Origin of the sequence: Methanofollis formosanus (assembly GCF_019633745.1) — an archaeon.
GTDB lineage: Archaea > Halobacteriota > Methanomicrobia > Methanomicrobiales > Methanofollaceae > Methanofollis > Methanofollis formosanus.
Window position 1 is genome coordinate 2,750,988 of record NZ_CP037968.1, and the last position, 13,134, is coordinate 2,764,121.

The following is a 13,134-nucleotide window of genomic DNA, read 5'->3' on the forward strand; positions in this document are numbered from 1 at the left end:
ATAAAAAAATTCCTCTGATGGATCTGCCGCCCCCGTCGTCGAGATTTCCCGCAATCTCGCGCCGGGGGAAACCCCCGGACCCCCACGACGAAGATAGGTGGGGGCGGCGATGGGACAAGACCCCCCCAGATTCTCCGGTCTTGAATAGAGAGAGAGCAAACGACGAGAAATTTTCATCCCGTATGCTTGAGCCAGGGGTTCATGCCTGATTCTACAGAGCCGAAAAAAGAGAGGACGTTGCTTCCGCCGGCATCGCCCGGGCCGGCACCGATGAATGTCGGGCCCTTTCAGATTACCTTTTTCCCTCGCGTTTTTCGAGCGCCTGGATGATGATGTCGCTCATCTGCGGTTCTTTCGACGATCGACTCTCCGACCTTTTTGTCTGTGGGGGGATCTGTCCGGTCATAGGTCTTCCTGGATTTGTGAGAATATATATTTGAGATTTATATAAATAGTTCGGTTTTGTCCGGGTGCCGGGGGATCGGGGGCGCGGGTGGGGACTGCCTGCACAGTGATCGTTTGCCCGGAGAGATCAAGAATGAGATGAGGTGTCGGTGGCCTCTCAGGCCGCCGTCTCTCCGTTCACTGCGGCAAGCACTTCTTCCGGCTCTTCGGGTTGTGCCGACGGGAGCATGGCAGAGATCTTCAGAACCACCCGCATGTCCGGGTATCTGTTCATATGATCCACTCCCCTTTCAGGGGTCCACCCGGTCGGGGCCGGGTGCGTGAGGGGACACACCGATCGAATTTGCCCTTGAAAGAGGGGGATCTGTCCCCCACACCCTGTCATGACTTTGCTCTCTATTCGTATGGGGATCTGGAGTGATGCTTCGGAAGAGGCGATCGGGATCGTGGGTGTCGGGAGAAGGGGGTGTCTGTGGTGGGTCTGAACAACCGCCACCCCCAACCATCATATATCATTGAATCCATCAATTAATTGAAACTTCAAGTCGGAGAATATCGGTCGGGTTCAAAGATCAGATGGTGTGGAGGGGTTTGATATGGAAGGGAATCTTCTGGATGTTGTCGATTGGGCTGAAAATTTAAACTCGAATCTGTTTTCACTGAACAGGATCAAAATTCTCTGGGCCCTGTCAGACCTTGGCGACGAGGGCGCCACGGCACGGCAGATCAAGAACAGTCTGAAGATCGGCAATGACGGCTCGACCTATTCGAATTTGAACGCGCTTGTCGATATGGGATATCTCCGCATGGAAAAGGTGACGTTCGAATCAAAAAATCTTGAACTCTATTCGATCACTCCCGTAGGCCTTGAAGAGTGGAAAAAAATCAAAAAATGGTTTGGTCTGCTGATCGGAGGTGATGAATAGATGGGAGACTGGAAGAGGGCGATTGCCGCATTTCATGAGATCGGCTTTTCCCTGGATCGAGACGAGTTCGAGAGTAAACTCATCGGACAGAAAACCGTCTGTCTACTCCAGATCAAGGGGGTGGACTTTCGGTATCCTTTCGATCTGTATATCAGAGGTCCCTATTCGCCTGAGTTCACCGGAGATTATTATGCTCATTCTCAGGAATTTCGAGACCTGGAAACCGCCGTCTCCCTTTCCAGCGAAGAGATCGAGACGGTAAAATTTCTGGACGAACTCTTTCAGAAATCTCCGTCTCTTCTTGAGATCGGTGCAACCTATGCCCTGCTCGTAAGCCAGATGGGGAAGTCGCCTGTCGAAGCACTTCGGATCGTGAAGCAGGAGAAAGGGTTTTATCGCGACACCCAGATCGCAAAAGGCGTCTCAAAAGTCAAGGAGTTTCTCTTCGAACCGGCGCAAAAAGACCTGGAATGGCTGAAAGACGAGGTCGGGCCGATGCAGAAGGCGTCGATCCGGTCACTGAGGTACTGAGGGGGCCCCCCACCCTCCTGTCATTCCCCTCTTGAGGTGGCGGTTCGGTGGGAGAGTGACGTGTCGTCGTGTTTTCATCATCCCATAACTTTCCCATCTAAGGGATCTGAAATGGTGATGAACGAAACGGAAAAAAGAGGATGAAGATCTCTACTTTTTGTGATCAATGAAATCTGATTTCAGGTCTGACAGTGATTATTAATGAACGAGATTGCTTCATCCACATTGGTAAATGGATTTGCGGCAGTGGAATAGAGATCATGGCCGATTCTGGTATGATAAAAACTGAGTCGTTGTGCATTTTGTATTGCAAATGCTTCCTTTTCCTTTAATGAAGAGTAGATCTCTATCACGTTTGGCTTTTCATACGCTCTCTCGTGTTTCCTTAATTTCTCTATCGGTTCTCTGTTTGCAAGTCTCTCCTGATAATATTCATAATGGAGTAAAAACCAGAACTCAAAATCTGGATTTGAAATAATAAGATGCATATAACCCGGCATTTTTGTTATTGCTCTTCTGAGATCCTCATTATCAGCAGTATCCATATCAAAAACACAAAAAACTCTATCATTTTGATTCAGACCATAGTCATTTCGAGAGAAGTAACGCTTGATATAATTGACTGATTTTACCGCACTTTTTATGTTTGTGGGGATCAGTTCGACTGATAAATTCCTATTCCTGGGAAGGTCTTTCTTTTTCAGATCGAAGTAATTGATTTCTGTTTTTCCATCGGAAAAAATAAAAATTCGGATCCTTTTTGAAAGCCCTCGGGATGTTCGGTATCTCGCCATCCTTAAAATCCCCTGTCAACAATGTCAGGCAATCCCCCATAACGCCCTGTGAAATACGCTTTTTCAAGGGACCGATCAACTCGCCCCTCAAAGTCGTACAGTGAGTACAGATCGGTATTTTTTGTGTCTTTCTTCTTCTCAGTGAACCAGATCTGCTCTCTTCTGAAGAAATCAGATGAAAGAATCCTGGTGTTGTGCGTCGTGACGATCAACTGCGAATTGGCTTTATTGTACTCTTCATCATGAAAGATCTTCAGGAGATACATGATCAGATCAGGATGCAGACTGGTGTCGAATTCATCAAATACCAGCACCCTCTGATGATTCTCAAACGAGTCCAGAAGAATGCCAAGGATCTTGAAGAACAGATTGGTTCCTGCAGATTCAAACTTTGAAAAGTCATTGATTATTTCCAGACCGTCGTCTCTTATGTGAATACTTTTTAATTCATTTTTTATGATGTCACCATCATTTATTTTTCTATTTTCACTTTTTTCGATTACATTTAGAATATATTCGGGAATCTCAGACCGGTTCACTTTTATTTTATTGCTGGATAGATCAGAAATATCGAAATCAGCATATTTCAGAATCTTTAAGATTTTTTCTTTATTTTCTTTGGATTTATCCATATAATCAATGGCAATATCTGCAGGAATCCTTGAAAGATGTTCGAAATAATTTAGGTTAATATTAAACCACTCAAATGCCGGCCCAAACGGTTTATACTCGTTGTTAGCCTTTGAGAGAAACAGAACATTACTTCCGGTATGTTTGAAGAGTCCCTTCAGTTCATCTTCATCATCAAATGCTTCCAGCGTATCTCTATTTCGTTGAAAGACACAGTGTTCATGTTTTCCTTGAAAGTAACTGAGTTCTTCAGAAATGATCTCTTCTGCATTGTATGAAAAAGAATATTTATACTCGGTATTATTGTTTATAAAATCAAGTTCAAATCTCGTAGGTTTCCCTTCATAGTCGGCACTCAGTACAAACGGGAAATAGGGTAATTTATCTCCTTTGTTTAGTCGATTGGATTCGACGACAATGTATTTGATCAAGTCGAGGGCACGGATCTGATTGGTCTTGCCTGATGCGTTTGCACCGTAAATTATGCAACTTTTCAGCAGTTTTGTAACGTTTGGATTATCCTCTACTTTTATCAGATTATAGTTTTTTTTCCTCTCTTTGGAGGTTAACATACTGAGTGTCGTTTTTTCGGAGATGGACCGAAAATTTTCGACACTATATTCGATCAGCATATTGTGTACTATCCAGTGATGCTTGATAAAAGTATCGATTCTACGAAAACTTCGTAGAATCGTGTGTGTATGCGCTGTCGGTTTCCCATATACAAACCGGTTGAGATCACCATCTAGAGTGGTTGATTGCCTCCCTTGCAGCGCTTCAAAGCCTACATTTTTGAGTTATGTCTGGATCCGGTGGGGCTCTCCATCACCCCTCAGAAAAGATCCCCTCAAGAATCCCCGGCGGATACCGCCTGATCCCGATCCTGAACACTCCCTCGTCCAGGGGTTTGACATGTACCATATAGGTGCCGTCCTCCCTCACCCTGAACTCCGGTTTGTACGGGAGGTAGTCGTGTTCGGGACGCATCAGGTCGAAAGTATCGTCGAAGACGACATACGGGCCTTTGTGGACCAGGACGCTGATCCTTTCCGGGCCGCCATAGCACTCGACAACCCAGATCTCGTATCTCGCGTTGGTGACGAGGTCCACCTCATACCCGGACTCGTATCTGACCTCCGCCCCCAGGACAAACTCTCCGCCGTCGATCGACGGGAGGACGCCGTAGATGAACGCGGTCAGCAGCAGCAGGAGGAGAAGAGAACCTATGGTGTCGTCCTTCGATCCGTCGGAGGTACCCAGATGCCATCACGCCCACATGGGCGATCGGAGGAACTCGAAATAAAAATTCCCGACATAAAATATAGAAACTATGGGTGCCTGAAAAAACGGGAGGGCGCCCTCACCTCCCGTACAGCACGTAGGTGTCCCCGTACTGGACGACGTGCCCCTCCATCGCGTCCAGAAGCGCCTTCTTCTTCGCTCCGGCCGGCAGGTCGAGGTCGGCGTCCAGGCCGAAGACCCGGAACTGGTAGCGGTGCTGCTCGCCCCGCGGCGGGCACGGGCCGCTGTACCCGACCTTGCCGAAGGAGTTCTCCCCCTGCCGTGCGGAGAAGGGGAAGGCGATCTCGGCGTCCTTCGCGATCGCCTCAGGAATGATCCGCACCGGCTCGATGTTCCACATCAGCCAGTGGGTGAACCCCCCGCCGCCCGGCGAGTCCGGGTCGTCGGCGATGAGGGCAAGCGATTTGGTCCGGTCGATGTCCACGCCTCCCAGACCGATCGCCGGCGAGACGTCCTCGCCGTCGCAGGTGTAGTTGGGCGGGAGTTTCAGGACGGCGATCTTGACACTCAGTTTTGTGACCGTTTTTCCGATCATGTTCGGTCCCCCGCACTCCCATCCGTACCGGCGATTAATATACCTTCTGCACCCATGGCGAAGGATGATGAGGTCGGAGAACATATGAACTATGGAATTTTGTTCCGGTCGATAACGTGAAACCACCCTTCTCTCTCAACGACCCGCGGTACCATCTCGCCGCCCTCTTCATCCTCTGCATCACCGTCGCCGCCACGATGTTCACCGAGGCGATGATCACCCCGGCGCTCCCGGTGATCCAGGACGAGTTCGGGGTCTCGGGCGTCTGGACCTCGTGGGTGCTGATGATCGTCCTCCTCGTCGGGGCGATCGTCACCCCGGTCATCGGCAAGTGCGGCGACCTCTACGGGAAGAAACGGATGATGCTCCTCTGCCTCGGGGTCTACCTCGTCGGCGTCTTTGCGAGCGGATGGGCTCCAGACATCTGGTCGCTCATCTTTTTCCGGGCGCTGCAGGGTGCGGGCCTGGGGCTCTTCCCGCTGGGCTACGCCCTGATCAGGGAGCAGTTCCCCGAAGAGAAGGTGCCGGTCGCGATCGGGACCATCGCCGCGATGTTTGGCGCAGGTGCGTTTGTCGGGATGTTCGTCGGTTCCTGGATCATCGAGCATGTCGGGTGGCGGATGACCTTCCATGTGGTCACGCCGGTGGTGGTGCTCCTCTTCCTGGCGATGGCCATCGTCATCCTCCCCTCGCCCGTGGCCGGGAGGGCCGCGATCGACCGGAAGGGCCTGGCCACCCTCACCGGCGGGCTCCTCACCCTGGTCCTCGCCCTCACGATGGGCGGGCAGGTCGGGTGGGCCTCGCCCGAGGTGCTTCTCTGCGTCGTGCTCACCGTCGGCTTCGGTGCGGTCTTCGTGCGGACCGAGCAGGTGGTCCCCGACCCGGTGGTCGACCTCGGGATGATCAGGAACCCGCCGGTGCTCATCGCCCTGGCGGTCGGGTTCTTCGTCTGCATGATCTCGTTCATCATCATCCAGACACTCCCCTACCTCATCGAGAGCCCGACCGGCCTCGGGCTCTCCAGGCTGACCGTGGGGCTCGTGATGATGCCGGGGGCGATCGCCGACATGATCTGCGGGCCGCTCACCGGGATGCTGATCAGGCGGCGGGGCATGCGGGCCGCCATGATCCTCGGCACCTCGGTCGTGGCGGCGGGAGCGGCCTGTTACCTCTTCCTCCCGCTCTCGGTCGCCTCGCTCGTCGTCGCCGGGCTCGTGTACAATGCCGGGATGTCGGTCGCCCTCACCGCGAACACCATCATCGTCGTCGATTCGGTGCGGCCCGAGGAGACCGGGGTGGGGACCGCGGTCTACCACACCGTCCAGAACCTCGGCGGGATGATCGGCCCGATCATCGCCGGGATCTTCCTCACCCTCCACACCACCGCGGTGCCGGGGTGGAGCGTGGAGGTGCCGACCGGGGATGCCTTCCTCGGGATCTTCGTCACGGTCATCTGCATCGCGGCCGTCGTCCTCCTCATCGGCGGGCGGCTGCAGGACCCCAAACGCGACGGCGCCGGCCGGAGGTGAACGCCGAAGGGCGGCACCACCCTCTTCGGGATCGTCCCTCGCCTTCCCTGCACTATCTTCATCCCGGGGGTTCCGGGGGCAGCGCCCCCGGCGCGAGGGTATGGGAAGGCGTGATGATCCGACATGCCGCCCTCATCGCACGATCTTTCCTGCCGTCTCGCGAGAAGATAGCCGAGGGGCGGCGATGGAACAAGGCCTCCATCGATTCTTCAGTCTTGAAAAGAGAGCGATCAAGCGACGAGAAATTTTCATCCCGCATGCCTGAGCGTAGCGCTCATGCCGAATTCAATACACTCCTTTTTCCCAACCCCGAAACCCCGCCGGCCACCCCGCCGTTCGGTTTCGACCGCCGTCCCGAAATTTCCTTGAAAACCCCCCTCTTCCCGAAAAGAGTTCGGCGCTCCTTGATTGCCGCCGAACCGCAGAATTTTTAGGAGTAAATGCGTCATGCCCCCCGTCTCGTTGCAGCATCGACGAAACCGGCCGGGTATCAATCGCATCTGAACAAATCAAGAGGGAATTCTTGTGAAAAACAGCGATAAAAAAGGGATTCCATGGCTCTTTGAACTTGCAGGCAGGCACCGCGTCCTGATCGTGACGGCATGCATCCTGTCTGCGATCAGTGCCGTGCTCTCCCTGGCCCCGTATATCTGTATCTGGTATGTGGTCAGGGACGTCTTTGCTGCATGGCCCGACCTCTCCGCCGCCGCCGGCGTCACCTGGTACGGCTGGCTGGCGGTCGGGTTTGCCCTGCTCAGCGTTGTGCTCTACTTCGCCGCGTTGATGTGCTCCCACCTGGCGGCGTTCCGCGTCGAGAAGAACATGAGAAAAGAGGCGATGCACACGATCGTCACCCTGCCCCTGGGCTTCTTCGACCAGCACACCAGCGGCCGCATGAGAAAGATCATCGACGACAACGCCTCGATCACGCACACCTTCATGGCACACCTCCTGCCCGACCTTGCCGGTGCGGTGGTGATGCCGTTCGCCATCCTGGCCCTGCTCTTTGTCTTCGACTGGAGACTGGGTCTCGTGAGCCTCATCCCGCTTGTCGTGAGCGTCTACTATCTCAAGCAGATGATGGGGGGCGATCGGAGTTCGATCCAGAAATACATGGACGCCCTGGAAGAGATGAACACCGAGGCCGTCGAATATGTGCGCGGCGTCCCGGTGGTCAAAGTCTTCCAGCAGACGGTGTACTCGTTCAAAAATTTCCATCAGTCCATTCGGAACTACAAAGAGTGGGTGCTGGATTATGCGATCCGGTGCCGCTCGCCGATGACGAAATACACCATCGCCCTCAACGGAACCTTCGTCCTGCTGGTCCCGGCCGGGTTGCTGCTCATCGCGCACGCCCCCGACTACCAGGCCTTCCTCCTGAACCTGATCTTCTACATCCTCTTCACGCCGGTCTGTGCGGTGATGATGAACAAGGTCATGCGTCTGGCAGAAGGGTATTTTGTCGCGATGGAAGCGGTAAACCGTGTCGGCGGACTCCTGGACGACGACCCTCTCCCCGAACCCGCCCGCCCCCGGCAACCGAAAGGCCGTTCGGTCGCCTTCAAGAACGTCTCGTTCGCCTATCCGGGGAGCGAGAAGAAGGCGGTCGGGAACGTCAGTTTCGAGATCCCCGAAGGGAAGACCTATGCGCTGGTCGGGCCATCGGGCGGAGGGAAAACCACCATTGCAAGTCTCATCCCCCGCTTCTGGGACGTGCAGGAGGGCGCGGTCGAGGTGGGCGGCGCGGACGTCAGGCAGATGGCGTCCGACCACCTGATGGACCAGGTTGCGTTCGTGTTCCAGAACGCCCGCCTCTTCAAGACGAGCATCCTGGAGAATATCCGGTTTGCCAGACCTGGTGCCGACCGCGAGGAAGTACTCCGGGCGGCAGAACTGGCCCGGTGCACCGAGATCCTCGACAAATTCCCGCAGGGCCTCGACACCGTCGTCGGGACAGACGGGGTGTATCTCTCCGGCGGCGAACAGCAGCGTATCGCCCTGGCCCGTGCGATCCTCAAGGACGCCCCTATCATCGTCCTGGACGAGGCAACGGCATTTGCGGATCCCGAGAACGAGTACCAGATCCAGCGCGCCTTTGAGAAACTGACCGAAAACAAGACCGTGCTGATGATCGCCCACCGGCTCTCGTCGGTGCGCAACGCGGACCGCATCCTGGTCGTCAAGGACGGCGAGGTGAAAGAAGAGGGAATCCACGCCGAACTCCTTGCACAGAACGGTTTGTATGCAGAGATGTGGCGCGAATACCGGCACTCCGTAGAATGGAGAGTGGGAAAGGAGGAAAGTCATGCGTAAATATCTACAGAATCGGTTCGCGCTCAGCGAACAGGGCGCAAAGGACCTCATCAAAGGGAGTCTGTACTGTGCCCTTGCCGACATCAGTCTGATGGCGCCCCTGGGTCTTCTGGTCCTCCTCCTGGATGCCCTCCTGAAACCGATCTTCGGGGCGCCGGCGAGTCAGCCGCCCGACATCGTGCTCTACACGGTGCTGGGCGTGCTCATCCTGGGATTAATGTACGTCTGCCACTGGTACCAGTATACCAGCGTCTTCGTCGCCACCTATGCCGAGAGTGCGACGCGCCGGATCTCGCTGGCAGAGAAACTGCGGCACCTGCCGCTGTCGTACTTCGGGAAGAAAGACCTCTCTGACCTGACCAACACCGTCATGGGCGACTGTGCCGAGCTGGAGCATGCGTTCTCGCATGCGATCCCGCAGCTGATCGGCGCGAGCATCTCGACGCTCCTGGTCGGGATCGGGCTGCTGGTCTTTGACTGGCAGATGGGCCTGGCCCTGCTCTGGGTGATACCGGTCGCCCTGATGATCATCCTCGGTTCGAAGAGAGTACACAAGAGTGGGGTCGAGAAGCATTACCGCGCAAAGCGTGCCTGTGCGGACGGGATCCAGGAGTGCCTGGAGACGGTGCAGGAGATCAAGGCCTACAACCGGGAAGAGGCCTATCTTGCCGGTCTGGACCGGAAACTGGACGAGGCCGAGAGGGCACAGATCTCGTCGGAGTTCACCGCGGGGGTGTTTGTCAAGAGTGCGGAGATGGTCCTGAAACTGGGACTGGCGACCGTGGTCCTGGTCGGGAGCAGTCTGCTGATCGCCGGCCAGACCGATCTGCTGACCTTCCTGATCTTCATGATCGCGGCGTCCAGGATCTATGATCCCCTCTCCGGGGTCATCGCGAATATCGCGGAGATCATCCATGTCGATGTCCGCATCGATCGGATGAACGAGATCATGCGTCACCCGGTGCAGGAGGGTGTCGAGGAGTATTCGACGAAGGGCTACGATATCGTCTTCGATCATGTGGGCTTCTCCTATAACGAGGGCGAGAAGGTGCTAAACGACGTCTCGTTCACCGCGAGACAGGGCGAGGTGACGGCGCTGGTCGGGCCCTCGGGCGGCGGGAAGAGCACGGCGACGAAACTCGCGGCCAGGTTCTGGGATGTCGACCGCGGGACGATCACGCTCGGGGGCGTGGATATCTCGACGGTCGATCCCGAAGCGCTGCTGAGAAACTATGCCATCGTCTTCCAGGACGTCGTGCTCTTCAACGGCACGGTGATGGAGAATATCAGGCTCGGGAGAAGGGACGCGACCGACGAAGAAGTGATGGCGGCGGCGAAGGCGGCGATGTGCGATGAGTTCGTCTCCCGCCTGCCGCAGGGGTACCGGACGGTCATCGGGGAGAACGGGTCGACGTTGTCCGGCGGTGAACGCCAGCGGATCTCCATCGCACGGGCGTTGCTCAAGGACGCACCGGTCGTCCTGCTGGACGAGGCGACGGCGTCGCTGGATGTCGAGAATGAGACGAAGATCCAGACCGCCCTCTCGCGGTTGATCGAAGATAAGACCGTGCTGGTCATCGCCCATCGGATGCGGACGGTCGCGAATGCCGACAGGATCGTCGTGCTGGACGGCGGGTATGTGGCACAGCAGGGCACGTCGGACGAGTTGCTCAAGCAGGGAGGGCTGTATAAGCATATGGTCGGTCTGCAGCGCCAGAGTATGGAGTGGTCGATCTGACCGGGAAGGTCATGTCGAGATCCCGGGCGCGCTCTTCACCCAGGTAGGGCAGAGATGAACATCACTCGCCGCTGTCCTCGCCCTCTCCTCTCGCGAGAGGGTGGGAAAGATTCGGCGATGGAGGGACGGGATGATCTGATCGTCGCGCCGTCCCGCTGTCGTGACCCCGAAGATTGACTCCGGGACGGGAAATGGCCGATCATTACTCGGCGGGATCACGCGTGGTGCCGTCCCCTGTCCTATCCTTTCGCGAAACGGCAGAACAGATCGATGACGAGGGGACGGCATGTTTGGATCATGACGCCGTTCTGTTTTCATGCCCCAAAAGATTGGGGTGGGACGGTAAGAGGCGATCATCATTCAACAGGATCAGGCGTGGTGCCGTCCCCCGTCTTATCTTTTCGCGAGATGACAGAACAGATCCGGAGATCAGGGGACGGCACGGTCTGATCACCATACCGTCCCGCCGTCATGACCCTGGAGATAGAACCCAGACGGGAGAGGGCCGATATTTTTTCAGAGGAGCACACCACTCCATGCCGTTCCCCACCCTATCTTCTCGCGAGACGGTGGAAAAATTTCGGCGATGGGGGACGGCATGATCTGATCGTCACCCCTTTCTCGTCGTCATGACCCTGAAGATAGGAACAGGACGGGAGAGGGCCGATCATTTCTCAGCGGCGTCACGCGTGGTGCCGCCCGCCCCTATCCTCTCGCGAGACGACGGGGAAGATTCTACAAAAAAGTGCGGCACGTTCTGATCATCATGCCGTCCTCGTCGTCATGACCCCGGGGATAGAACCGTGAAGGGAGAAGGCTGATCTTTTCTCAGCAGGAACACCGCCCCGTGCCGTCCTCTCGCGAGATGACAGAACAGATTCAGTGATGGGGGACGGCCCGTTCTGATCATCACGCCGTCCTCGTCGTCATGATCCCGAGGATAGAACCGGGAAGGTAAAGGGCCGATCATTATTCAGAGGGATCATGTGCCCCATGCCGTCCCCCATCTTCTCGCCCCCGGGCAGATCCGTGGTATCAGGATTTTCTCCGGGGTCGGGATTTCTTTTATCTCCTCCCCCTCCGATCCCCCGGCATGCTCAGGAGGCTCAACCGCCGCCCGCCGGCACGAGGCGAGCATGTGCTGTACTGGATGCAGGCCTCCCAGCGGGCCGAGGGGAACCCGGCCCTCGAGCACGCGGTCGCGGAGGCAAACCGCCTCGAAAAACCCCTGCTCGTCTGTTTCTGCCTCGACCCGCGGGGCGAGGGGCGGCAGGCCCGGCACCTCGGGTTCATGCTCGAGGGGCTTGCCGAGACGGGAAAATGTCTGGCCGACCGCGGGATCGCCTTCCTGCTCAGGGCCGGGCCGCCGGCCGAGGTGGTGGCCGGCCTCGCGGACGACGCGGCGCTGGTGGTCGCGGACCGAGGCTACCTGCACGGGCAGGTGGAGGACCGCACCCGCCTTGCCGACCGCCTCGCCGTGCCGCTCGTCGAGGTGGAGGGCGAGGTCGTCGTGCCGGTGGAGACGGCCTCCGCGAAGGAGGAGTGGTCGGCGGCGACCTTCAGGCGGCGTATCGCCCGGCACCTCGAACCCTTCCCGACCTCGCCTGCACAGAGAGCGGTGCGGGTGCGCTCGGCAGACGATGAGAACCACGAGACCCTCGGGCTCGACCGTCCCGCCGACCTGCTCAGGACCATCGGGGCCGCGGAGGACGCCGGGCCTGCGGCCTTCACCGGCGGACTCGCTGCAGCCCGCCGTCTCCTCGACCGCTTTCTCCGCGAGGGGCTCGGGCGGTACGCGACCGAACGCAACGACCCGAACGCCGCCGTCCTCTCCTGCATGAGCCCGTACCTGCACTTCGGGCAGATCGCACCCCTCGAGGTCGCCCGCAGGGTCAGGGCGGTCGGAGGGGCGTCCGCCGCCGCGTACCTCGAAGAACTGGTCGTGCGCCGCGAACTCTCGATGAACTTCGTCCGCTACAACCCCGCCTACGCCTCGCCGGCCTGCCTCCCCGCCTGGGCGGCAAAGACCCTTGCCGAGCACGCCGGCGACCCGCGGGAGTACGAGTACGCCCTCGTCGACCTCGAGGCGGCACAGACCCACGATCCCTACTGGAACGCCGCCCAGCGCGAACTCCTCGTTACCGGGAAGATGCACGGCTACATGCGGATGTACTGGGGCAAAAAAGTGCTCGAATGGTCTTCGACCCCGGAGGAGGCCTATCATACGCTCCTCACCCTCAACAACCGCTACGAACTGGACGGCCGGGACCCGAACGGGTATGCCGGGGTGGCCTGGTGCTTCGGGAAGCACGACCGGGCCTGGAAAGAGCGGCCGGTCTTCGGGAAAGTGCGATACATGAACGCCCGGGGGCTGAGGCGCAAGTTCGACGCCGACCGATATGCGGCGCGGTTCGGCGAAGAGTAGGAGGGA

11 protein-coding genes are annotated in these 13,134 nt (G+C 57.2%); 7 read left to right on the plus strand and 4 right to left on the minus strand.

The window, feature by feature from the left end:
* Window positions 1-1,001: 1,001 nt before the first annotated feature.
* Together E2N92_RS12555 and E2N92_RS12560 are read left to right on the plus strand one after the other, a co-directional pair.
* Window positions 1,002-1,331 carry a transcriptional regulator gene (locus E2N92_RS12555; RefSeq protein WP_220681489.1) on the plus strand — a complete coding sequence of 110 codons (330 nt, stop codon included), beginning with the start codon at window positions 1,002-1,004 and terminating at the stop codon, window positions 1,329-1,331.
* On the plus strand, window positions 1,332-1,862 hold the full coding sequence (locus E2N92_RS12560; protein WP_220681490.1) for a hypothetical protein: 531 nt from the start codon (window positions 1,332-1,334) through the stop codon (window positions 1,860-1,862). It abuts the gene before it with no gap.
* Window positions 1,863-2,041: 179 nt separating this feature from the next.
* On the opposite strand, the gene E2N92_RS12565 is transcribed toward E2N92_RS12560, so the two are convergent.
* The 4 genes from E2N92_RS12565 to E2N92_RS12580 form a co-directional block, all read right to left on the minus strand.
* Window positions 2,042-2,656, minus strand: a complete 615-nt coding sequence (locus E2N92_RS12565; RefSeq protein ID WP_220681491.1) for an RloB family protein — start codon at window positions 2,654-2,656, stop codon at window positions 2,042-2,044.
* Between the two features lie 2 nt (window positions 2,657-2,658).
* The gene (locus tag E2N92_RS12570; protein ID WP_220681492.1) at window positions 2,659-3,918 is read right to left on the minus strand and encodes an AAA family ATPase; all 1,260 of its coding nucleotides are present in this window, start codon (window positions 3,916-3,918) and stop codon (window positions 2,659-2,661) included.
* A gap of 193 nt (window positions 3,919-4,111) precedes the next feature.
* Window positions 4,112-4,396 (minus strand): hypothetical protein, encoded by a 285-nt coding sequence (locus tag E2N92_RS12575; RefSeq protein WP_220681493.1) that lies wholly within the window; start codon window positions 4,394-4,396, stop codon window positions 4,112-4,114.
* A 250-nt stretch (window positions 4,397-4,646) separates the two neighbouring features.
* Window positions 4,647-5,123, minus strand: a complete 477-nt coding sequence (locus E2N92_RS12580) for a YbhB/YbcL family Raf kinase inhibitor-like protein (protein WP_220681494.1) — start codon at window positions 5,121-5,123, stop codon at window positions 4,647-4,649.
* A 116-nt stretch (window positions 5,124-5,239) separates the two neighbouring features.
* Between E2N92_RS12580 and E2N92_RS12585 the strand changes: the two genes are divergently transcribed.
* From E2N92_RS12585 to E2N92_RS12605, 5 genes are all read left to right on the plus strand, one after another.
* Window positions 5,240-6,652, plus strand: coding sequence for an MFS transporter (locus E2N92_RS12585; protein ID WP_220681495.1), 1,413 nt, complete (start codon window positions 5,240-5,242; stop codon window positions 6,650-6,652).
* 113 nt (window positions 6,653-6,765) lie between these two features.
* Window positions 6,766-7,086 carry a hypothetical protein gene (locus E2N92_RS12590; protein ID WP_220681496.1) on the plus strand — a complete coding sequence of 107 codons (321 nt, stop codon included), beginning with the start codon at window positions 6,766-6,768 and terminating at the stop codon, window positions 7,084-7,086.
* Between the two features lie 91 nt (window positions 7,087-7,177).
* Window positions 7,178-8,965, plus strand: coding sequence for an ABC transporter ATP-binding protein (locus E2N92_RS12595; protein WP_246589226.1), 1,788 nt, complete (start codon window positions 7,178-7,180; stop codon window positions 8,963-8,965).
* A complete protein-coding gene (locus tag E2N92_RS12600) occupies window positions 8,958-10,703 on the plus strand; it encodes an ABC transporter ATP-binding protein (protein ID WP_220681497.1) in 1,746 nt (581 codons plus the stop codon). The genes E2N92_RS12595 and E2N92_RS12600 overlap by 8 nt, the downstream gene beginning before the upstream one ends.
* 1,093 nt (window positions 10,704-11,796) lie before the next feature.
* Complete coding sequence (locus E2N92_RS12605) at window positions 11,797-13,128, plus strand: deoxyribodipyrimidine photo-lyase (RefSeq protein WP_220681498.1); 1,332 nt, start codon at window positions 11,797-11,799, stop codon at window positions 13,126-13,128.
* Window positions 13,129-13,134: the final 6 nt, after the last annotated feature.

Bases quoted from the DNA above. Each gene is read 5' to 3' on its own strand.
- E2N92_RS12565 (WP_220681491.1), bottom strand. From the start codon at position 2,656: ATGGCGAGATACCGAACATCCCGAGGGCTTTCAAAAAGGATCCGAATT.
- E2N92_RS12580 (WP_220681494.1), bottom strand. From the start codon at position 5,123: ATGATCGGAAAAACGGTCACAAAACTGAGTGTCAAGATCGCCGTCCTG.
- E2N92_RS12560 (WP_220681490.1), top strand. From the start codon at position 1,332: ATGGGAGACTGGAAGAGGGCGATTGCCGCATTTCATGAGATCGGCTTT.
- E2N92_RS12555 (WP_220681489.1), top strand. From the start codon at position 1,002: ATGGAAGGGAATCTTCTGGATGTTGTCGATTGGGCTGAAAATTTAAAC.
- E2N92_RS12605 (WP_220681498.1), top strand. From the start codon at position 11,797: ATGCTCAGGAGGCTCAACCGCCGCCCGCCGGCACGAGGCGAGCATGTG.
- E2N92_RS12600 (WP_220681497.1), top strand. From the start codon at position 8,958: ATGCGTAAATATCTACAGAATCGGTTCGCGCTCAGCGAACAGGGCGCA.
- E2N92_RS12570 (WP_220681492.1), bottom strand. From the start codon at position 3,918: ATGCTGATCGAATATAGTGTCGAAAATTTTCGGTCCATCTCCGAAAAA.
- E2N92_RS12590 (WP_220681496.1), top strand. From the start codon at position 6,766: ATGATCCGACATGCCGCCCTCATCGCACGATCTTTCCTGCCGTCTCGC.